The following is a 21,138-nucleotide window of genomic DNA, read 5'->3' as shown; positions in this document are numbered from 1 at the left end:
CGAGTTGTGTTTCTCGTTGTCGACGGCAGACGACTGTGACGCGTCCGTTGGACGCCTGGCGGGCACTGCGCCTGGTAGAGGTTTCCCCTGAGGATACCACTTAAGCAAGCGGCGCGACCAGTTGCGGAGCGTCGCGTGAGCGCCGGCGTCGGCTTACGCACGACGGACAAAGGCCGACCCGCGCACCCTTCGCGGAGTCCCGGCGCTATGTGAGCGACTTGGGTCGCGCTAAACCTTCCAGATATCAGCGCTTAAGAGCGGCCATATGATGTTGCTGGACGATTTGGCTGAGAAGACAGCGCGGATTCCCGATGGCCCTGATACACCTCTTTCGCACGAACACGCCGCGTCGGGCACTGTGGTTCGAAGGACTCGGTTCGGCCACAAAGAGACGGTCGACGAAGCGATCTAGATCGTTGAGAATGAGCCCTAGGTTCAATGCTCACGCATCCAGCCCCCCATAATTGAATACTCGAATAAAGGTGACCAGTGAAGCAAATGCTTCTCGCCATGTCACTCGCGTCACTCCTATGCGCCGGAGGATGCGTGCAGCCCACGGTGGTCGACGTCCAGTCGCAGTCTTTAGCGAATGCATCGCTGGCTGGATGCCCGAATTTGAGCGGCCAGTACGCCGGTGCAGGTCGCATGGTGCGCGGCGATCCGACTCAGCAGATCGGGACGAAAGTGCCGATCAGTTTGATATTTCCTGTCGGGGACATAGATGCATGGAAAGCAATGGTCGGCAGTTACAAGACGGATGATCACGGCATCGTTACGCCTCCCGATCACGCCACCCTGACGCCGTCGAGCGAGAATCAGTACGTCGTCGCTACGTTCTACGGCGATGTCAAGATCGGCGAGTATCGGACTGGCTTCATGAAAGCGCAGCGTGTCACTTGCAAAAGTGGGGTGATGCATCTTACTTTCGCACCTGAAGGCACACGGTCCGACTATGGGCCGAATCACGTGACAACAGACGATACTTTGCAGATCGATACCAATGGTGATCTGATCGTTCGGCGCAACATGGATGTCGAATATCACGCGCAGTTGCTCCACCTGCCTATGGGAACCGGTCATTTCTTCGAGGAATACCGCTTTCCACGCATCTAGTCTGCGACGCGGCACGTGGTGTTGCGATGATCAAACTATCTCTTTTTGGCGTATTCCCCGCGCGCCGAAAATACAGTGGTCTCGAAGAAAGCGAAAACGGGTAGGGGCTGATCTTCTGCGTACGGCCAGGAAGCGTCATTCGCTCGCGCGGCCGTCAAGACATTCGAGTGTCGCCCCTCATTCAGGGACTGGACATTCGACCCAGGGCGGAGACATCTCCTCCACAACGGGCTGTCTGAGGAAGCCGCAGGGTGCTTTCACATGGCCCGCCAGGCTGAGGTCGGTGACAGTTCCGATCCACTCGACGATTTCCGCATGCCTCTGCAGCACCAGAATCTAGACCGATATCGCGGCTCGATAGAAATTGGCGCCCTTGTTATCGCAGCGCGCAGTCAGAACACCGCCACCGCGACTCTTGCCTGCATGCTCACAGGAAGCACGTCCTGTCCACATATGCCTTGCGCCATCGAACGATACTCACGCGCTCGAAGAGCCCGGCGATCGAGAACGGATCGCGAGCGATGAACTGTTCTGCCTCCTCGCGCGTTCTCACATCGACGATATAGACGCCGCCGCCCGCGTTCTCGTCCTCATCGGTCAGCTTGGCGCCGCACGCGAGCAGGAGATGCCTGTGCTCTTCGAGAAAGGCGAGGTGCGCCGCGCGCTCGTCGATGCGCATCTGCGCATGCCCGGGCTTGTCGAAAGTTTCGATGAAAAATGGCATACCGGTCCTCAGGTTTGCACGATCGCGGAAGGATGCTGCGCGAGCGGCGTCACCTTGAGCGTCATGTACGGAAACAGCGGCAAGCCGCTCAAGATCCTATGTAGTTCGTCGTTCGATGCGACATCGAACACGCTGTAGTTCGCGTACTCGCCCGCGACGCGCCACAAGTGCTGCCACTTGCCTTCGCGTTGCAGGTTCTGCGAATACGCTTTTTCTTCTGCCTTCACGCGCTCGATGACTTCCTTGTCGGCGTCGGGCGGAATCTGCACTTGCATGTGCACGAGGAACAGCATTCGTTTATCTCCGGTCTGGTTCAATCGATGAAGTCATGACGCGCGCCATCAACCCCACGCAAGAATCGCCACTGTATAGACGATGCCGATCCAGAACATCATGATGACCGTGTAGCCCATGATGTCCTTGAGCTTGAGCTTCGACAGCGCGAGCGCGGGCAGAATCCAGAACGGCTGAACGAGGTCGTTCCATGCGTTGCCGAGCATCACGGCGTGCGACGTGTGCGCGACCGATGCGCCGATCGACTTCGCGGCCTCGACCATGAACGGCCCCTGAATGACCCAGTGACCACCGCCCGATGGCGCGAAGAAGTTGATCACGAACGACGAGATCAAGCCCCAGAACGGCAGCGTCGCGGGCGTCGCTACTTTGACGAAGGCTTCGGAGAGCGTGTTGACGAGACCCGACGAAGCCATCACCGCCATGATCCCCGCGTAGAACGGATACTGCAGAATGATGCCGCCGATCGTGCGAATGCCTTCGTTCAGCTTCTCGACATAGCGAATCGGCGTGCCCAGCAAAATGATGCCGAGGAACAGAATGATGAAGTTGATCAGGTTCAGATCCATCGTGCCGCCGCCGCGGAAATACAGCACCACATAGACCACGCCGATCGCGCCGATCAGATAGCTGAGCAGTCGGCTGTTGTTGAGGCGGTTCGCGAATGTTTTGCCCTCTTCGATATCGACTGCGGGCGCCTGAGTCCTGGTCGCATCGTCCATCATGCTGCGGTCGATTTCCTTGACCGGCTGGCCCGGCTTCGGATGCAGCCATGCATTGAGCAGCGGCAGCGTGATAATGACGACGAGGCTCGTCAGCAGCATCGCGGGCGAGAAGATCGTATCGGTGAGCGGCACGACGCCCATCTGCGCTTCGAGCGGATGGCCCTTCGTCGAAATCAGCACCGGAATGCTGGCGGACAACCCGAGCCCGTACAGCGTGAAGCCGCTGTACGCCGACGCGATGATGAGCGGATAGTGCACGCCCTTCACGCGCAGCGCGAGCTTGCGCGCCACGATGCCGCCGATCACGAGCCCGAAGCCCCAGTTCAGATAACTGCCGATGCCGCCGACCAGCGTCGCGACGATCACCGCGACGCGCGGATCGTTCACGCGCGCGACGACGCGATCGAGCATACGCTCGGTAAGCGGCGCGGTCGCGAGCACGTAGCCCATCGCCAGAATCACGGCCATTTGCGTCGTGAACGCGAGCAGCGCCCAGAATCCCTTGCCCCAGCTCGTCGTCAGCGACGTGACGGCCTGCCCTTGCACGACGACGGCGAGCACCATCGTCAGCAAGGTGAGGCCGATGGCGAACACGAAAGGATCGGGGAGATACCGGCGCATGAGCTCGGTGAAGAATGCGGTGACTTTTTGCATGGCGTGTCTCTGTAGCGTTGTATTTCTCGTGTGGTGTGGTGCCCGTCGTCTTGCACGAACGCAAGACGCCGTGCGTCAGTCTTCTCGGTTCGACTGGCTCGTGCCGCGTCTGTATCGGATCAGATTCATCAGCGCGCGATCTCGCCAGGCGACGCGCGTTTCCCATTCGTCGAGCGGCAGCGCGGCGCGGCGCTCGGCCGCTACGCGTGCAACCAGTTCCGGCGTCCACGGATCGTTCTGGCCGCGTTCCGCGCCCATGCGCCCATACGACGGCCCCATCTTCTGCGCGTGCGACGCGATGCCGCCGCGCGTGTTCAGATCGACCGTCTCGAACGGACCCATCACGGACCAGCGCATGCCGAGCGCTTCGCGCATTACCGTGTCGATATCCTCGACCGACGCGACGCCATCGCGCACGAGGCAATACGCTTCGCGCAACACCGCGCCTTGCAGTCGATTGAATACGAAGCCTTCTACTTCCTTGGCAACGAGAACCGGCTTGAGGCCGGCTTGCGCGAAAAGTGCGAGGGCCCGCTGCGTCGCGTCTTGCGACGTGAACGGCGCGGGCACGATCTCGATCACCGGAATCAGATAGGGCGGATTGCCCGGATGCGCGACGAGACAACGCGTGTGGCCTGGCAGCGTTTCATCGACGAACTTCGACACCGCGAGAAACGACGATGCGCTTGCGATCACCGCATCGCGCCGCGCCGCCCGGTCGATCTGCGCGAACAGTTCGCGCTTGATCTCGACACGTTCCGGAGCGCACTCCTCGATCAGGTCCGTGTCGGCGACGGCGGCTTCGATGCTGTCGACGACTTCGACGCGCGCGGCAACTTGGTCCGATGTTTCGTCGAGCAGGCCGTGATGCACGAGTTCATCTAGACGCATGCGCACTTCAGCGAGCACCACGTCACGCCGTTCGGTGGACGGGTCGAACACGCGCACGCGCCATCGCGCACGCGCGAACGTGACCGCGAACGCGACGCCGATGCTCCCCCCGCCAACGATGCCCGCGCGCAGCTCAGTCGTGCTCATGTCACACTCCCGCAACGCCGACGGTCATGCCGCCGCATACATACAGCACTTGCCCGGTGACGAAGCCGCTACGCGCATCGAGCAGATACGAGACCGCGTGTGCGACGTCATCGGGCGTGCCCACGCGCCTGACCGGCACAGCGTCGATGATGGCTTGCGTGCGCGGTGCGTCCGGCGGATTCGCGCGGTCGAACAGTTCAGTACGGATCGGACCGGGACCGATCGCGTTCGCGGTGACGCCGTGCTGGCCGAGCTCCAGCGCCCAAACGCGCGTCATACCAATCAGCGCGGCCTTGGTCGCCGAATACGCGGTGCGCAATTCCTTGCCGAGCGCCGCGCGCGACGACATATTCACGACGCGTCCGAAGCCGGCGGCCTTCATGCCCGGCAGCAACGCCTGCATGCACTGCTGCGCGCAGCGCACGTTGAGCGCCCACGCGCGCTCGAGCTCTTCGAGCGTCTGGTTCTCGGCATCGGCGGGCACGACCACGCCGACGTTGTTCACCAGACGCGTGATCGGGCCGTCGGCAAGCGCCTGTTGCAGCGCATGCGCGGTGGCCTGCACATCCGACAAATCGGCGATGATGCCGGCGCCGACCCGGTCGATGACGACCGCTTCGAATCCCTCCGCCTCGCAGCGCGCGGCGCACGCCGCCCCGATACCGGCGGCGCCGCCGGTGATCAAAACCCGTTCCCTTGCCATGTTTCTATCGTGTAGAGCAGTACAGTGAAGATCAGACCGTCGCAATCGGCGTCACGGGCGAACCCATCGCGCCCGGCAGGCGCAGCGGCGGCGCGGTCAACATGAAGCGTGAACGGCCATGCTCGCGCAGCCACGCGGCCAGATCCCGCAGATACCAGAGCTCGCCCAGCGGCAAGCCCAGCTTAAAAAGACAGTGGTGATGCAGCGGCATCAGCGGATGCTCGCCCGGCGTCAACGGCGCGCGCGCCGGATAGCGTTCGACCGCGTAGTTATCTGCGGCGAGCGCGGCGATGCCGGAATCGGTGATCCATTGCAGAAGACGTTCGTCGCGCCCGTCCAGCGCGCCGCAATACTGGTTGAGCATGGCTTCGTCGGGCTGCCGATTCATCTCCAGCAGCAGCTCCGAGAAGCCGGTACGCAGCACGAGCATGTCGCCGCGTTCCACCACGATGCGATCTGCTTCGATGACGCGCATCAGCGCGTCGTAGCCGATGTCGAGCCGCTCGCGTGCGTGATGCGCGACGAAATCGATCAGCACGCCGCGACCCTGCATGCCTTTTACCGCCAGATTTTCGATGCCGAGCACGTCCGCATGGCTGTGCTCGCCGCCGCATGGGTGTGGCTCGAAACCGTCGTGCTGCGCGTAGGTCATCGGCCCGACGATGTCGTGATTCGCGCGATAGCCGTTGTAGTAGACGCTTTCGGCAATCCCGTCGCCGTCGGCATCGAAGCGCGCGCCGACATGCGCGAGCGCATCCCATTGCGTCGAATACTGCAGCGAAAGCAGCACCTGATCGTCGCTGACGACATCGGTCGCTCCCGCTTCGTTGCGCGCGAACGGGAAGTTCACGTACGGCAGACCGTCGCGGAACGTCGGGCGCAGCACCGGCGGATGCCGCCGCACGTTGAGCTTGTTGTCGCCGGGATAATCGAGCGGCAGCGAAAGCGAAAAGCTCAGTCCTGCCTGTATTTCCTTCGCGCCGCGAAGCACCTGTTCGGCGCCGATCAGATTCGCGCGGCCGAGCTGGTCGTCCTCGCCGAAATCGCCCCAGTTGGAACCTTGTGGTCTGTTCTGCCAACGCATTGCTGCTGTCCTTGATTGCGCCATAGCTCTGGGCCGTGGCGTGGCGTCACCCTCACGCGAGCAACGACGACGGAATCTGCCCGTACACATCGAGCAGCGCCTGAACGGCACGCTGCTCGTTCTTCAAAAGCCGCGCCTTGGGCGCGCCGATGACGAGCGCGAATGCTTCGCCATGAATCAGAAACCCGCGTGCGAGACCGGCGACGTCCTCGACGTTTTCGCCCGTCGAACGATGCCAGCCGTCGATCACACCCTTCTCCACCTCGCGTTCGAGCGCCGTACGGTCGATGATCGTGCCGTCCGTTGACGCGGGAAAGGGCTCGCATGCATCGAGCAGCCTGCGCCGCGCATCCGGCGCGAGCGCGCCCAGCAGCGCTTTGCCCGCCGCGCTGGCATGCACGTACATGAAGCCGCCGGGCTCGTCGCTGTAGCGGATTTTCTCGCGCGATTCCACCACGTCCAGGTACACCACGCGATTGCCCGCGAGCGTGGCCAGCGCCGCGGTCTCTCTGGTCGCATCGCGCAATGCGCTTAGCAACGGCTGAAAGACCAGCGTCAACGGGTCTTCGCTGCAGATGTCGCGCGCCACATGAAAGAGACGCTGCGTCGGGTAATAGCCCGCTTTGATGCCAGGCGCGTAGAGATAGCCCTTCGCCACCATCGTCTGCAGCAAAGCATGACAGCTCGATAGCGGGATCTCGGTTCGACGCGCGATCTCGCTGTAGATCATCGGCTGCCGCACCTCGGCGAACAGATTGATGACATCGAATACGCGCACTGCTGTTTTCACATCCATGACAGCATTATCGACATATCGATAAAGACGGCGCAACAGATCGAGGGTATACACCTAGGAAGCACGTGTTTTTCCGAACCTCACCCCGGGTAATCCCTTGATTGACGAATCACGGGGCATCGCGCGATAGTCCGCCTCCGTGTTTAACGTCCGTTCGTATGCAGAAGCATTGTTCGTGTTTCGAACATCTACGGCACTGCTGAAGGCGAATGGCATTTCGAAAGGGGCAAGCCTTGGCTACCGAATCAAACGCCGCTCAGCACCGTAGCGCCCGCAAGGCGGGCATCGCATCGTTCGTCGGCACGACGATCGAGTGGTACGACTTTTATGCGTACAGCACGGCCGCGGCGCTTGTGCTCGGAAAAGTGTTCTTTCCGACCGCATCAGCCGTCGCCGGGACGCTGGCCGCGTTCGCATCGTTCTGGATTGGCTTTCTGGCGCGGCCCATTGGCGGCATTGTGTTCGGTCATCTCGGCGACAAGGTCGGTCGCAAGAAGACGCTGATCATCACGCTGATGCTGATGGGCTGCTGCACGACCGGCATGGGGTTGTTGCCCACCTATGCGCAGGTCGGGCTGATCGCGCCTGTGCTGCTAATTTTGCTGCGCCTTCTGCAAGGCATCGCGATGGGTGGCGAATGGGGCGGCGCGGTCGTGCTGTCGTCTGAGCACGCGCCAAAGGGCAAGGAAATTCTCTATTCCGCGTTCGCGCAGCAAGGCTCGCCCGCCGGAAATCTACTCGCGACAGTCGCGTTTCTCGCGGTGTCGACTTTGCCCGACCAGCAGTTCATGTCTTGGGGTTGGCGCGTGCCGTTCCTGCTTTCGGCGGTGCTGGTCGCCGTTGGCATGTTCATCCGGATGAGCGTCGACGAGTCGCCCGCCATGAAGGCTCTCAAAGAAAGCAACAAGGTCGCGGCGCTGCCCATCGGCGAAGTGTTTCGCGAACACAAGGCGCTCGTCGCGATGGGCGTGGGCGCCTGCGTGATCGCGCTCTCGGCGACGTACTTCAAGACGACGTTCGCGCTGTCGTGGGCGGTAACTTCAATCGGCTTCGACCGCACGCAGTTTTTGAGCGTGATCACCGGGGCGATCATAGTTCAGTTGATCGTGCAGCCGTTCGGCGCCGTGCTCGCCACCAGGCTGGATTTGAAGAAGGCTATCGTGTACATGCTTGTGCCGGAAATCGTCGCCTTGCCGATCATGTTCTGGATGATCGCGACGGGTTCAACCAGGCTCGCCATGTTCGGTATGGCGCTGGCATCGATTCCGCACTCACTCTACTACGCCGCCATGGCAGGCATTCTCGCAAAGTCGTTTCCAGTGCAGGTGCGCTACACGGGAATTTCGCTTGCCTATCAGATCTGCGGGATGGTGTTCGCTGGCACTACGCCAATTCTCGGGCAGTACTTACTGAACGCGACAGGCAGCATCGTCTCGGTGATCGGGCTGGGCGTAGCCCACGTGGTGATAACGCTGGTTTGCGCACTGATGCTCGTTTCGCGCATGCAGCAGCGGGAGAGCGCAGAGCACAGCCCGGTGACTGTCCCGCGCGGGGCTGAGGCTCATTAAAAGAAAGCATCATGACCGACACGCTAAACCGGCCACGGGCGCCTGGCTCGACCGGTCCAGGCCCGCTTTCGGCGCGCCGTCGACGTCAACCGATCGGTCATGTCAATACGCGGGTGACGCCGCCCGAAGCCCTCGCCGGGGCGCGCGTGCTCCACAACGGCAAGGCCGCCGAATGCTGACTCGCTGAATCAGTCGATCTGCTTCTGCCACACCGCGATCACACTCGCGCAAAGCGCCACGCCAATCAGATAGTAGAAGCCGTCGAGCGAACCGAGGAAGCTCGCCTGCTGCGTCACGATCCGTCCAACTTCCGCGAGCGCGAGGCTTTTGGCTTGCACCGCGCTGTAGCCAAGCGCCTCAAATCCGCCGGTCAGCTTCTCGTACGTGTTCTGGAATACCGGGTTGAACGCGTTCACGGATTCCGCGAGCCGCGACTCGTGCAAGGCCATGCGATGCTGTTCGAGAATGATGATGGTCGCCGTCGAGAACGAATACGTCAGTTGCTTGACGATGTTCTTGAAGCGGTAGCCATGATTGAACTCTTCGATGGCGAACTGGCGAAACGTCACGTTCGCCACCGGCAGCGCGATGAAAAGCAGCAACAGGCCGCGCAAGACGAGCGGCGGGACGAGCCATTGCATGCTGACATCGGGCGGCATGCGCACCATCCATCCGCCGACGAACGCAGCGAGCAGAAAGCCCGGCACGATCATCCATTTCTTGTGCGTGATGCGCGCGGAGAAGCGGAAGTACACGAACGCCATCACGACCGCGAATAGCGACGACAGGCCGACGAGCCGGCCCGCGTTCTGCACCGGATAGTGCAGGCCGCCTTCCAGGAAACGCGAGACGAGATAGCTCATCGCGTTGCTGACGTAATAGAACGCGATGTACAGCATGATGCCCGCCCGAAACGTCTTCTCGCGCATCGCGTGCAGCCGAAGCAGCGGCTGCGGATGATGCCACTGGTGCCACACGAACCAGCCGAGCGACAATAGCCCGGCCACCGTGAGCACGATCAGTTCGGGCGACGTGCTGAACAGCTCGAAGCGCACCTGCTGCATCACGATCTGCAGCGCGCCCTGCGCAAAGGCGAACATGATGTACGGCCAGAAATGCGCGTCGCCGCGCTGCTCGGGCTGCACGTGGCCCGTATGCGGAACCGCGAGCAAGGCGAACACGCCTATCGCCACGCCGCCCGCGGCGCCGCATGCGAAAAGTGCGCGCCAGCCGAACCACGCGACGAAATAGCCGCCGATCAGCGGCGCGAGCCCGCTGCCGAGCAGGATCATCACGAGGAAGTAACGCACGGCGATCGGACGCCGTTGCGGCGTTATCTGCGTCTGGATCAGGATGCGGCACGCACTCATCATCGGGCCGATGAAGTAGCCTTGGAACCCGCGCGCGAACGCCAGTTCCAGCGACGACTCGGAGGCCGCCGCCGCCACCGCGCCCGCCGCGAACAACAGCAGGCAGCCGCCGACATAGCGCCGGTAGCCGAGCCGCTCGACCCACCATTGCTGCTGGAGAATGGCGAGCACGGAGGCGACGGCATACGCGCTCGACGCCCACACCAATTCGTCCGCCGATGCGTTGATGCCGCCCGCGATATAACTCGTGAAGAAGGAGAAGACCGCGTTATCGAAATAATCGAGGCCGGTCGCGAGCGCGATGGCCCACGGGAAGGCGTCGTCGAGAAGGCGCGAGGCGAACGAGTTGCGGGAAAGCGGCACGGCGGTCATTCGGCGGCGTCCTCGCTGCCCTTGGTTTTGCGCCGCCGCCGCGCGGCGAAGCGTTCCTCGACAAGGGTTTCCTGCTTCTCCCCGGCGATGCGCCGCCGGATGTAGTCGAGGTCGTCGCTCAGTTCGCTGCGCACGGCCTGCGCCTCTTTAAGCTCGCGCCGGACGCTGGCGATGCGCGCGTCGAGCGCCTCGACCTGCTGCGCAAGCGCCGCTTGGATCTCGCGCAGCGATGCACTGGAATAGCCTTTGCGTCCGTCGCCGATGGGTTCGACAGGCCGCTTCAGCAATTCGACGATGCCTTGCAGCGAAAACCCGAGCGAGCGCAGCCGTAAGATGCGCGCGAAGCGCTCGAGATCCTGCTCGCTGTAGAGCCGGTAGCGGCCAACGCTTCGGCTCGGCGCGACGAGCCCGCGCTCCTCGTAGTACTTGAGCGTGCGAGGCGTGACGTTCAGACGTTCCGCGGCGTCGCGGATGGTGAGCAGCGCGGGTTTGCTGGAAGACATGACGGGGCGCGCGGAGCGACTGGCCATTCGGAATCGCCGATTATAACGCAACGTGAACGTGCACGTACAAGTTTACCGCGTTAGGGGTCAGGCGTAAGGACGCCGAATACAAGCAATAGCATCACGTCAAACGATGCCTCGCTTTCGCAACGCCTCCAGTTCAACCGGCTCGATTCCACATAACGACGTCAGCACATCATCGGTATGCTGTCCGAGCGTCGGCGGTGCACTTTGATAGCTGAGCGGCGAGCGCGACATCCGGATCGGATTTGCTACGGTTGGCACGCTGTCCGCGAGCGGATGAGGTAGATCCACACGCATGCCGCGGTGTTGTACCTGGGGATGTGCGAAGGTCTGCGCAATGTCGTTTATCGGTCCGCAGGGCACAGCGGCCGCAGAAAGCGGTATCACCCACTGCTCGATCGTGCGCTTGACCAGGACTTCCCGAAGGATCGGGATGAGCGTCGCCCGGTTGACCACGCGCGCTGCGTTCGTCGAAAACCGCGGATCGCGTGACAGCGGGCGATCCGCTTTGACTGCAAATCGGGGAGGACGACACAGCATCCATTCACGATAAAGGGTTATCGCCACTCCACTAACTGAGCTTACTGGTCGTCGTCGCTAACTCTTACGTGAAGCAGCGCGTCATATCGAACGGTTTGTTCCTTTAGTATGTGAAAGCACGCTCTTGCAAGCTTGTGAGCCAAGGCCTTGCGTGCGAGGATCGAATTCGTTTTGACTTTCTTACCCTCATAGAAGCGTTTCGGCTCAGCACAGTAGCGAAGCGCGTAGTTCGCCGCCTCCACGAAGGCCCAGGACAGATAGTTGTTGCCGTTCCTGGTGTTCCCCTCGCCTTTCTTCTTGCCGTTGCTCATATGCTGACTGTCGACACAGCGCGCATAAGAAGCAAAATTTCCGGCGCTGGCGAAGCGCTCGATGGACCCAACCTCGAGCAGAATAACGGTTGCGAGAGTAGAGCCGATGCCCGGCACGGTCTTCAGCAAGCGATATTCAGTGCGAGGCTGAATCTTTTCTTCAAGCCGCTGCTCGAGGAGGTCGATCTGCGCGGAGAGCGTTTTGATGACTGCCAGGTTGGCCTCCATTGCAAGTGCGACTTCGGCAGGCAGCCCCATATGTGTAATTCCCTCGGCAGTTAGCCGATTGACCTCGGCGGTCGATAAGCACTTACCGTGCTGGGGAGCCGCAATATTCTCGATAGCAAGGATGTGGGCGGTGCGACTACGTACGAGCTGCATTCTTTTCCGGGCCAAGTCGCGCACACTTCGGGCTTCCGGCGGAAAAATCGTTCCGGTGGGCAAGATCCCGAGGCGCAGCAGGTGAGCCAGATAGCGCGCGTCCGTTTCGTCACCGCTATGCTTGAGCCCGTCGTACTTCTTGATCGCCGTGGTGTTGGCAAGGTGGACGACGAGGCCAGCCGCCTGCAGCCCGTCGACGAGCCAATACCAGTTGTACGTCGATTCGACCACAACGCCGGCAAGCTGCGTTCGCCAAGGCGCAAGGAACATCAGAATCTTCGCCAGATGGCAGGCGAGCCGCTGCGTAGCCACGTGGCGTCGAACTCGCGCACGTACCGTCCCGCCAGCATGCCGTATTCGCTCAGGCCTAAGTGCCGCCCCAGCGAAGAAATGCGATTGGCTGTATTGATTGACCTAATCTTCTCTCGGACGGCTTACCAAATGACTGCTCCAAATCTGATATTCGCCGTTGCACCTCTGACGGCGCGACAGTCGGCAATGGGTCGTGAAGAGCCATCAACAGGTGCTGGTTCCCCGGGTGCCGCGGCGCAGCTCAGCAGTGGTGAAGAGACTTCCAACCGCCGTACGCCGGCTGGTGTGCGTGTACTTGGCCAAAAAATCCGATCAAGCGAACCAACCGGCACTTAAACTGATGGATGCCTGCCGCGTTGCCCCCGATGAGACGTCGTTTTTCTCAACGGAGATGCAACTAATGGTCAACACCCTTACGCACCAAAAATTGACTCGTCATTCGCCGACAGGATACCGTCGGCAATCAAGGACGAGAGAAGTCAGCCTCCGTTAGGCGGACCGGGCGCGTTGATCGCGCGAGCAGCTTGCGTCGCGCGACCGCTTCAATCCGAGGAAATCCGTTCCTGAAAACGCTCATCAGTCGGGCATCGTCCGCATCGGGCGGCAGCCAGAAAAAAACCTCCAAGCAGCTGCGCGGCACGACGCAGGTTACGCTTTCTCCGCGCCATTCGATGACAAAGTTGAGCGTCTGTTTGTCGGCAGAGGTGTGCGGTTCGGGCACAAACAATTTCATGAGCGGCGTTGGGTCACTGCAGAGACTCGGAAGGCGCTTATAACGACGCGTGGAGGGCGACGTCGCTACGCCTCACCAGTCTACGCGATGTTTCTCTTCGGTCTCCTGATGGCGCCGATCGTCGCCGACGTGCAGGTAGATGCTGGTTGTCGTCAGCGAAGCGTGGCCGAGGTTGTCGCGCACCGTGCGCAGGTCAATCTTTTGATCCGCCATGTGCGAGCCGGCGCTGTGCCTGAGCCAATGCGCGGACGCTTTTTCGAGGACATCGGCCCGCCCGCTCGCCGTCTCATCGCGCTCGCGCAAGCGCGCCGCTGCGCCGGAAAATACGTCCTTGACGATCGCGTGTAGCGCCGCGCGCGTGAGCGGCGCGCACGTCTCGGCGCGTTCGTTTGACGCCGTGGCGCCGATCGGCAACACGAGCGGTGTGTCTTCACTGGGCGAGGGCAGGGCGCTCAAGCCGAGGTGCTGCCGATAGCGGGACAGTTCCATCATCATCTCACGCGTGGCGGGCACGAGCCGTTGCTTGTCGCCTTTGCCGTGCACGGTGAGCCACCAGCGCAGCGCGCCGTCCCCATCGTGTCGAACGAAGAACTGGCCCATGGTGGTGGCGCCAACCTCGGCGATGCGTAGCCCGCCGAGATAGAGCAGGGTGAACAGCCACCGGACGCGGTACGCGTGGGCTCTCTCTCGGTCCGTTTGCTTGGGCATGGTCGCAATGAAGTCCTTGACCTCCTGCCACACGCTCGGCTCCAGATACCGGGTGATGCGGGGCGCCGCGTGGCGCGTGCGTTGGCGTGAGAGCGACAGTGGATTGCCCGCCAGATAGCCGGCCTGCACCAGCCACGAGAACATCGCGTTGAGGATGATGGTTGCCTGGCGTTGACTGGACGGCGAGAGCGGACCGTAGAACGGCCGCCAGCGCACGTCGCTGCGCGGATGCTTGCGCCCGCCCCCGGCCACCCCGCCGGTGATCCACAGCGCGGCAGGCTGTGGGTCGGCCAAAAACTGCTGATAGCGCAGGCAGTCTTCATGGGTCAGAGAAGAGAGGGGTTTGCCCAGCTCGACGACCGACCAGAGCAGAAGGCGCTCGGCTTCCTTGCGGTAATTCTCGAAGGTGGTTTTCGTGTCGACGAAGCGTGACAACCAGGCCCGGATCGCATCGAGATCGTGATCGGCGGCAATCTGGGCGCGCCCGGTCACGGCCCGATTCATGCCCGCGGACCCATCAAGCTCGGCGGGAAGGACGAGGGTTTCGAGCGGTGTGGGCTGCAATGCAAGCGGCGGTGGGATCGGCGCAGCGGGCTTTGAAGTCACGGTTGTTTCAGCAGGGGCTCGGCGTGTAGGTCTCAACATTATAGCACTAATGTCAAATTTGGTTCGGCAGAAGATTGGGAAGTGGGCGGATTACGTTGTATTATGCGGTATTCTTTTCCTCCGTTGCGCGTATGTCCGACGTTCTCTCCGACGAAACCCGCCTCGCGGCCGACATCGAACGCCTGAAGGTCGACTTTCCCAAAACCCGCGAGCTCTATCGCGAGGTGTGCGCACTGCTGTTTTTCCGGTTCGGCGTGCCGCCCACGGCCAATCGCCTCTACAACCTGGTCCGGCGCGGCACCATGAGCACGCCCGCGTCGGTCTTGAGCGAGTTTTGGGCGGAGTTGCGCGAGAAAAGCCGGGTGCGCATCGAGCATCCGGACTTGCCGAAGGACCTGAGCGAGGCGGCGGGCGAGCTGATCGGCGTTTTGTGGACGCGAGCGGCGACCTCCGCGCAGGCCGAGCTCACGTCGCTGCGAGACGAAGTCGACGCGCAGCGTGCCGAGGCCGAGCGAAAGGTTATCGCCGCCCGGGAAGAACTGGGCCGCACGGAGACGGCGCTCGAGCAACGCACCGCGGCATTGCTAGCAGCGCAGGTCGAGATAAGGGAATTGGAGCGGCAGCAGGCGCAAGAGGCCGCCACGCGCAAAGCGCTCGAGGCGCAGATCCTGCGTCTCGCCGAGGAGGCGGTGACGCGCGAGCGCGAACTCGAAAAAGTGCGCGACACCTTCTCGCGCGACCTGGAGAAGCTGCGGGAAACCGCCAGCCGTGCCGAGGAGCGCTTACGCGCATCGGAGAAGCGCGCGCTACTGGAGATCGATCGTGAGCGCAGTGCGAGGGCCAAGGCGCAGAAAGAACTGGCCGAGGTGGCCAAGCGGGCGGAAAAACGAGAGGCCGAGCATCGTCGCACCGTCGACGCGCTGCAGGCGCAGCAGGGCGACACGCGGCACCAGAACGGCATGCTTCAAGGCAAGCTCGCCGCGCTCGAAGCGGCACATCACGCGCTTCAGGAACAGCTGAAGTCGCTGCGCACCGCGGCGCGGCCGCCGACGCGCGTGGCCGCCGCCGAAGCCCGTTCGGGGCGAGTCGCCCGCAAGGCACCGGCTGGCAAAACGGCGAGCGTGAAAGGTCGTCGATAAATACTAATCGGATCGCGCCCGCGGGTAGGCGCCATCCAAGGCCGAAGCCGCGCCATGCGCGTGGTCGGCCAACAGGAGCGAACAGATGAGAAGATCAGCAGAGAACAAGTTGCGGGTGGTTGCGGTGCGGATCGATCCCGTCATCGAACAGCGCTTGCGCGTGTTGGCAGAGGCAACGGGGCGCAAGCAATCGTTCTTTCTGCAGCGGATGATCGAAGAGGGCATCGAGGCCATGGAGGAAATCTGGCTGTCGCCGCAGACGCTCGCCAAGGTCCGAAATGGCGATTTGCCTGAGCTGCTTGACGCGCGCAGCGCGACCTCGGATCTGTTCGACTTGGATGTGACCGACGCGGACTCGTCGATAGCAGAGGGTCGCGATCCGATGGGTGTCCAGCGTTCGGTATGATCGGGTTTGTTTCTAATAGAAAGGAAGCGTTTCAATGAACAAGCAGGAACTGATTGACGCGGTGGCGTCCGGAGCCGGTACGAGCAAGCTCGCCGCAGAGGAAGCCATCAATGTCGTGTTTGAGACGATCGCCAAGACGGTGGCCGCAGGTGATGCTGTGCAATTGATCGGCTTTGGCTCGTTCGGGGCCGGCGAACGTGCCGCGCGCACCGGTCGCAATCCGAAGACCGGTGAGCCAATCGAAATCGCGGCGGGCAAGACGGTCAAATTCACCGCGGGCAAGGCGTTCAAGGATGCCGTCAACCAAGCGTGAGCGAGGGCGGCGCCTTTCATGCCGCCGACTTAGAAGAGTTGTGCTCCGAGCGGCCGTAGGCTGTTGAGCTTGACGGCCGTGCGACGTTCCGTGCCGTCCGCGTGAATCGAGCGGATCATGATCCGTCGGCCACGCGCCTCGCCCAGCACCTCAACGATGCGATCCTCGTACCGCACGAGGGTGCCGCGGGGCGGTTTGCGTTTGATGCGGCTGCGACCGGTGGAGGAAGGCATAAGGATATCAACGCGGGCGTGCGGCGATCGTATCATGCCAAGACGCGGCGGCGGCACATCGTGTCGCTCAACGGTTCACAGCAATAAGGAAGGGCAAAATAATGCGCCGCATCGTTGTACGTTCTTCGCAGGTCCCCGGACGCGGCGTATTCGCGCTGACTCAGATCCGTGCCAACGAGCAGATTCTGGAATACAAGGGCAAGCGGGTGTCGTGGGCACAAGCGCAGCGCGAGTATGCGCGTTCGGCGGCCGAAGACGGCCACACCTTTTACTTCGATCTGGACGACGGGCGCGTGATCGATGGTGCACAGGGCGGCAACTCGGCGCGATGGGTCAATCACAGCTGCGCGCCGAACTGCGAGGCCGAGCAAGATGGCAGCCGGGTGTTCTTCCACGCGCTACGCGACATCAAGCCGGGCGAAGAGTTGTTTATCGACTATCGACTTTTTGTGGAAGGGCGAAAAACTGCTGCGCTCAAAACCCTGGATGCATGCCGCTGCGGTTCCCACGCCTGTCGAGGGACGATGCTGGCCGGGACCTGAAACCGCCGACCCAATGGTGTTCACGCACCGCTGACTATCGGACTATCGGACTATCGGACCGCGACTACGGGATCTGCTCGCGACCGCGACCACTTCGACGCACTGAAATGCTGCCGGAACGTGACTGTCATGCCCTCACCAAAATGGACTTTGCTTCACGCTTTCGACGCAACGCATTTGGGTGGCGATCGTCGCTGCCCATCCAACGCCTGAAGGAAGCGGTATCCGAGATTCGTTCGGCCGCCCGCGCCGATCGTGTGCTTGGCGCCGAAGGGGCCGTTCTTCTTCTTGAAAGACTCTCGCCCGCACTTGAGCAGGTCGATAGTTCCTCGGGCGCACTGGGCAGCGCGGTCAACCGCGCGATTGAGGCGCTCGTCCCCGTGATAGCCGCCGCCGACGTTGCGCCCGCAGCACGGGATCGCTGGCTGGAAAGGCTATTCGAGGCGTTGCAGGACGATCGGATGCCCTACATCGAGAGCCTTGGCGAACATTGGGGAAGCCTGTGCGTGACGCCCGGGTTGGCCTCTCAATGGGCGGATCGGTTGTTGCCGCTCGTCACGCATGTGCTGCAGGCTGAAGGGTTTAACTATTTTGTCGGTGTCGTGCCGTGCTTAAGTGCGCTTTACGCGGCTGGCCGCTTTCAGGAAATTGTTGAGCTCGTGCATTGCGATCGGCTCAGTTACTGGTGGTATCGGCGTTGGGCCGTCGACGCGCTGGTCTGCCTCGGACGCCCGGGCGACGCACTTCGCCTTGCTGAAGCGAGTCGAGGGCTGAATGCGCCCGAAAGCGCGATCGCACGCGCCTGCGAGACCATCCTGCTCGGGACCGGCATGACTGAGGAGGCCTATGAGCGCTATGCGATCGCCGCCAATCGTGCAGGCACGTACCTCGCCACGTTCCGCGCGATCGCCAAGAAATATCCCGGAAAAGCCCCGGAAACGATCTTGTCGGACCTGGTTCGAAGCGAGCCCGGGTCGGAAGGCAAATGGTTTGCTGCCGCCAAAGACGCGGGCCTCTTCGATCAGGCCATTGCGCTGTCGAGAAGGAGTCCCACCGATCCGAAAACGCTCATACGCGCCGCGCGAGATTTTGAGACGAAGCAGTCCCGCTTCGCGATGGACTGTGCGCTATGCGCACTGCAATGGATGGAGGCGGGCTACGGCTATGACGTGTCGATGATTGACGTCCATGATGCGTATGAGGCGCTCGTCGCCGCGGCAAGTGCGAATCAGATTTCGAGGGCTGCGGTGGACGACAGCGTGCGACGCCTGATTCGCAATGCGGACTCGCTTATCGGCCGAGCGTTGCACACGCGGATGGACGCCGACAGGCGCTAGACAAGAGAAGAAAGATTTTTGCTGATGCAGCGCGTGGCGCCGCTTGCGTCTTTGCGTGAGCCCGGCAAGAAGCTACCGCTCCAGAGCGGAGGTCCGATACGCGCCTGCATGCTTCCTTGACTTCCCGTGAGCCTGAATACGCTGGTCTCAACGGATCAGGAGACGCACAGCGTATGAAGTCAATCGTAGCAAGCCGAAATTATCACGTCCCCGCCGCTCCACCCGGCGTGCCGAAGCGGACCTCGCTGGAAGCGGACCGTGAACTCGCTCATATACAGAAAGTGGTGACCGCAGTACGGGCAACATCCGTTCCGTTGCCGATAAGCGTTCGGTATTGGAAAGTGCGCCTGCATGAGCTTCGCTTTGGCTATACGTTGCTTCCCGTGCAACTTGCCCGACTGTCCGCGCTTGAGCTTGACGTCGAGAAAATCGCACAAGGACAGGTGGACGTCGGCACGAGCGACGAGCGCCGCGTGGCGTAGACACTCAGCGCGGCAAGCGGACTATGACAGGCGCTATTCTTACGCGTCGTCCCAGACAAGTCGGTATTCGCGCACGAAGACATCCGCGCGCAGCGCGAATTCGATCGCCATGGAGCCCTGTGCTCACAGGCCGTGACGTCGCCGCTAGAGCAAAACGGCCTGGCGCAATAACTCCAATGCCTTCAGTTCATCCAGGCGACCGGTGCGGGCCTTGCCGGCGAGCGTCTTCAGGAGCGCCTCTGCGATAGGTGCAATCCCGTCCAGGCCGTCCAAGGTGGTCCCTAAAGTGGAGGAGGGTGCCGTGTCTGTAGGCGGTGATATTGCCACCGCAGGCTGCGACAACACAGGTGCAGAGACAGCTGCTGGCGTGTTGCTTTCGATGCGTTGCACGGGACCGTCGAGGCGCGTTGCGACTGCACTGCTGACGTTCTCGTGGTGAGGGCTCGCAACGTGGTCGCCGTCGCCTGCCGCATCGGCTGGCAATGGCTCAATGTGCGCGTTGCTCGAAGCGCTAGGCAGCGCTTGTTCTATCTCGCTGGTCGGCGCCGCCGTGACTGCTGTGTCCTCAGACGCCGCCAAAGCGGTGGGCGCCGGTGCTTGGCCAGGCGCGCGCACGCGTGATGTGGGCGCGAGCAGCTGCGCAACTGACTCGGGAATGTCGGCTTCGCCGCGGGGTGTGTCGAGCCACCCCGCAGGCAGACCCAGACCCGCGGTGAAGCGCTCGGCTTCAGCATCATCCATGCGCTTTTTACCGTGGAGTCGGTGCGCCATATTTGATCCGCTCAGACCCAAGACCGCGCCGAGCTTGACCTTCGAACCGTTGCGTGCGGTGAGAACGTGAAGGTTGGCCTGCCTGATGCGCTCTACGGTCACACCGCCGTTTGGACGCGCCTGTTTCCGCCCGGCCGCTTGATGCGCTTGGTGCGGTTTCGACGATTCTGCTGCTCTTGCAGCTTGACCGCTTGCCTGCGCAGACGCCTTTTGGGCACGGGTCTTGGTCGCACCCGACGCTTCTTTTGAACTTTTAGACGGCATGGTCGTATCCTTGGACAAACTGCTGACAAGCAGCGATGGCTCCTGCGCACTCGAAAGAAGGGGTGCTTGCTCGATGCCACCTTCATTGACGGTCTCGTCGGCATTGACGGTCTCGTCGGCATGGACGAACTCGAGCGGCGCCTTTAGGCGCGCAATCGTCTCCGGCGAAAGGACCGGATAGAGTTGGTCAAAAAAGCCGGAAGGCAGCCCAAGCGTCGTTTCCATATGGAAGGCGGTCTCGGGCGTGAATCGCTCTCCGCGCATCAGTTCGGCGATCCGGGTCATGCTGGAATCGAGCCCCAGCGCGATGTTTTCCGCGCCGACCGCATCGACGAGGAATTTCAACGAACGCGTCTTAATAATCGACGCCGGCGTCGCCCCGCCATTAGTCTCTCTGGAAGGAGGCTGAACTCGCGGCGGGCGCTTCGGATTCGTCAAGTGTTGAGGTTGACGCCGACTGCTTGGCTTGCCCCGATATCCCGCATTCGGTCCGCGGGTTTGGCTCATAGGAGAACTCCGGTGCAATGCGTGAAATTTCTGCGGTCCATTATATCGGCCGTCGTTCGAACTGAGCGACTCTCGCCACGCACGCGACAGTGTCGTGCTCGCGCTGCGTGGCCGATTGCGATTAGTGGCGTGCCGCCGTGTACGGGAGCGGCGAGGCGTGCCCGCTAGTGGCGAATCGTTTCAGCCTCTCCCGTGCAGCAACGTGGACATATCTTGGCGCGCTCGCTAGTTGTCGGTCCGCCTGCTGCAACACCGCTTCGAACAACGGCAGGTCCGCTGCCTCGAATGCCCACCGTCGCTCGACTTCGGCGCGTTCCAAGCCGCGCTCGAGAGCAGCTTCAGCGCGTGCATAAATAACTACATCCGTGTCCCCATAGCCCGCATCTTGCACAAAGAACGTGCCGTAGACGAGTTGGATAAGCTCGTTGAAAAGATAGGCCGATCCAGCGCCGGCCCGACAGGCGGCGAACGTCAAGTGATTCGATAACGCGACGGTCTGCCCCGCCGACGGAGGCAGGGGCAGCAGCATCTCTTTGCTGAGCGGTTTGCGAAACAACGATCGAGCAGCTTGCGAGGAAGAGCGAC

Annotated in this window: 23 protein-coding genes and 1 pseudogene; 8 read left to right on the top strand and 16 right to left on the bottom strand. The window is 62.0% G+C overall.

The annotated features are described in order from the left end of the window. The first annotated feature begins 546 nt into the window (after positions 1–546). Positions 547–1,113: a hypothetical protein gene (locus NCT05_RS33410; protein WP_250504324.1), complete on the top strand. Its 567-nt coding sequence runs from the start codon at positions 547–549 to the stop codon at positions 1,111–1,113. Positions 1,114–1,540: 427 nt separating this feature from the next. Here NCT05_RS33410 and NCT05_RS33405 read toward each other — a convergent pair whose 3' ends face one another. The 7 genes from NCT05_RS33405 to NCT05_RS33375 all read right to left on the bottom strand — a co-directional run bounded on the left by NCT05_RS33405 (position 1,541) and on the right by NCT05_RS33375 (position 7,131). Then, positions 1,541–1,837, bottom strand: a complete 297-nt coding sequence (locus NCT05_RS33405; protein ID WP_250504323.1) for a YciI family protein — start codon at positions 1,835–1,837, stop codon at positions 1,541–1,543. Between the two features lie 8 nt (positions 1,838–1,845). Further along, entirely contained in the window at positions 1,846–2,130 is a 285-nt protein-coding gene (catC, locus tag NCT05_RS33400; RefSeq protein ID WP_250504322.1) for a muconolactone Delta-isomerase, read from the bottom strand. A 48-nt stretch (positions 2,131–2,178) separates the two neighbouring features. Next, a complete protein-coding gene (locus NCT05_RS33395) occupies positions 2,179–3,510 on the bottom strand; it encodes a short-chain fatty acid transporter (protein ID WP_250504321.1) in 1,332 nt (443 codons plus the stop codon). A gap of 75 nt (positions 3,511–3,585) precedes the next feature. Further along, the gene (locus NCT05_RS33390; RefSeq protein WP_250504320.1) at positions 3,586–4,548 is read right to left on the bottom strand and encodes a 3-hydroxyacyl-CoA dehydrogenase; all 963 of its coding nucleotides are present in this window, start codon (positions 4,546–4,548) and stop codon (positions 3,586–3,588) included. A gap of 1 nt (position 4,549) precedes the next feature. Beyond that, positions 4,550–5,251 (bottom strand): SDR family oxidoreductase, encoded by a 702-nt coding sequence (locus NCT05_RS33385; protein ID WP_250504319.1) that lies wholly within the window; start codon positions 5,249–5,251, stop codon positions 4,550–4,552. A 31-nt stretch (positions 5,252–5,282) separates the two neighbouring features. Further along, on the bottom strand, positions 5,283–6,335 hold the full coding sequence (locus NCT05_RS33380) for a cyclase family protein (RefSeq protein WP_250504318.1): 1,053 nt from the start codon (positions 6,333–6,335) through the stop codon (positions 5,283–5,285). Positions 6,336–6,387: 52 nt separating this feature from the next. After that, positions 6,388–7,131: an IclR family transcriptional regulator gene (locus NCT05_RS33375; protein WP_250504317.1), complete on the bottom strand. Its 744-nt coding sequence runs from the start codon at positions 7,129–7,131 to the stop codon at positions 6,388–6,390. Between the two features lie 209 nt (positions 7,132–7,340). On the opposite strand from NCT05_RS33375, the gene NCT05_RS33370 reads away from it, so the two are divergent. Next, positions 7,341–8,699, top strand: a complete 1,359-nt coding sequence (locus NCT05_RS33370; protein WP_250504316.1) for an MFS transporter — start codon at positions 7,341–7,343, stop codon at positions 8,697–8,699. A 188-nt stretch (positions 8,700–8,887) separates the two neighbouring features. Here the strand turns inward: NCT05_RS33370 and NCT05_RS33365 are convergent, their stop codons facing one another. The 6 genes and pseudogenes from NCT05_RS33365 to NCT05_RS33340 all read right to left on the bottom strand — a co-directional run bounded on the left by NCT05_RS33365 (position 8,888) and on the right by NCT05_RS33340 (position 14,598). Further along, entirely contained in the window at positions 8,888–10,441 is a 1,554-nt protein-coding gene (locus tag NCT05_RS33365; protein ID WP_250504315.1) for an MFS transporter, read from the bottom strand. Then, positions 10,438–10,944, bottom strand: coding sequence for a MerR family transcriptional regulator (locus NCT05_RS33360; protein WP_250504328.1), 507 nt, complete (start codon positions 10,942–10,944; stop codon positions 10,438–10,440). The genes NCT05_RS33365 and NCT05_RS33360 overlap by 4 nt, the downstream gene beginning before the upstream one ends. Positions 10,945–11,070: 126 nt before the next feature. After that, positions 11,071–11,508, bottom strand: a complete 438-nt coding sequence (locus NCT05_RS33355) for a CoA transferase (protein ID WP_284507627.1) — start codon at positions 11,506–11,508, stop codon at positions 11,071–11,073. 64 nt (positions 11,509–11,572) lie between these two features. After that, a pseudogene (locus tag NCT05_RS33350) lies at positions 11,573–12,518 on the bottom strand (IS110 family RNA-guided transposase); the annotation flags it as partial. A 457-nt stretch (positions 12,519–12,975) separates the two neighbouring features. Beyond that, positions 12,976–13,245 (bottom strand): DUF1488 family protein, encoded by a 270-nt coding sequence (locus NCT05_RS33345; RefSeq protein ID WP_250504312.1) that lies wholly within the window; start codon positions 13,243–13,245, stop codon positions 12,976–12,978. Positions 13,246–13,317: 72 nt separating this feature from the next. Continuing rightward, entirely contained in the window at positions 13,318–14,598 is a 1,281-nt protein-coding gene (locus NCT05_RS33340) for a tyrosine-type recombinase/integrase (RefSeq protein ID WP_250504311.1), read from the bottom strand. A 92-nt stretch (positions 14,599–14,690) separates the two neighbouring features. Here NCT05_RS33340 and NCT05_RS33335 point away from each other — a divergent pair, with 92 nt between their 5' ends. From NCT05_RS33335 to NCT05_RS33325, 3 genes are all read left to right on the top strand, one after another. Then, positions 14,691–15,698, top strand: coding sequence for a DNA-binding protein (locus NCT05_RS33335; RefSeq protein ID WP_250504310.1), 1,008 nt, complete (start codon positions 14,691–14,693; stop codon positions 15,696–15,698). Positions 15,699–15,783: 85 nt separating this feature from the next. Next, complete coding sequence (locus tag NCT05_RS33330) at positions 15,784–16,104, top strand: YlcI/YnfO family protein (RefSeq protein WP_250504309.1); 321 nt, start codon at positions 15,784–15,786, stop codon at positions 16,102–16,104. 34 nt (positions 16,105–16,138) lie between these two features. Further along, entirely contained in the window at positions 16,139–16,417 is a 279-nt protein-coding gene (locus NCT05_RS33325; RefSeq protein WP_250504308.1) for an HU family DNA-binding protein, read from the top strand. 29 nt (positions 16,418–16,446) lie between these two features. Here the strand turns inward: NCT05_RS33325 and NCT05_RS33320 are convergent, their stop codons facing one another. Beyond that, positions 16,447–16,650 carry a hypothetical protein gene (locus tag NCT05_RS33320; protein WP_250504307.1) on the bottom strand — a complete coding sequence of 68 codons (204 nt, stop codon included), beginning with the start codon at positions 16,648–16,650 and terminating at the stop codon, positions 16,447–16,449. A gap of 101 nt (positions 16,651–16,751) precedes the next feature. Between NCT05_RS33320 and NCT05_RS33315 the strand changes: the two genes are divergently transcribed. The 3 genes from NCT05_RS33315 (at position 16,752) to NCT05_RS33305 (ending at position 19,011) form a co-directional block, all read left to right on the top strand. Then, positions 16,752–17,192, top strand: coding sequence for an SET domain-containing protein (locus NCT05_RS33315; RefSeq protein ID WP_250504306.1), 441 nt, complete (start codon positions 16,752–16,754; stop codon positions 17,190–17,192). A 107-nt stretch (positions 17,193–17,299) separates the two neighbouring features. After that, positions 17,300–18,529 carry a hypothetical protein gene (locus tag NCT05_RS33310; RefSeq protein WP_250504305.1) on the top strand — a complete coding sequence of 410 codons (1,230 nt, stop codon included), beginning with the start codon at positions 17,300–17,302 and terminating at the stop codon, positions 18,527–18,529. Positions 18,530–18,702: 173 nt separating this feature from the next. Beyond that, positions 18,703–19,011, top strand: coding sequence for a hypothetical protein (locus NCT05_RS33305; protein ID WP_250504304.1), 309 nt, complete (start codon positions 18,703–18,705; stop codon positions 19,009–19,011). A gap of 144 nt (positions 19,012–19,155) precedes the next feature. Here the strand turns inward: NCT05_RS33305 and NCT05_RS33300 are convergent, their stop codons facing one another. Next, complete coding sequence (locus NCT05_RS33300) at positions 19,156–20,553, bottom strand: hypothetical protein (RefSeq protein ID WP_250504303.1); 1,398 nt, start codon at positions 20,551–20,553, stop codon at positions 19,156–19,158. 121 nt (positions 20,554–20,674) lie between these two features. Beyond that, positions 20,675–21,082 (bottom strand): hypothetical protein, encoded by a 408-nt coding sequence (locus tag NCT05_RS33295; protein ID WP_250504302.1) that lies wholly within the window; start codon positions 21,080–21,082, stop codon positions 20,675–20,677. Positions 21,083–21,138 lie beyond the last annotated feature (56 nt).

Origin of the sequence: Caballeronia sp. AZ7_KS35 (genome assembly GCF_023631045.1) — a bacterium.
Lineage (GTDB): Bacteria > Pseudomonadota > Gammaproteobacteria > Burkholderiales > Burkholderiaceae > Caballeronia > Caballeronia zhejiangensis.
Note: the sequence above shows the minus strand (reverse complement) of the source record. Positions and strands in the feature narration are given on the sequence as shown.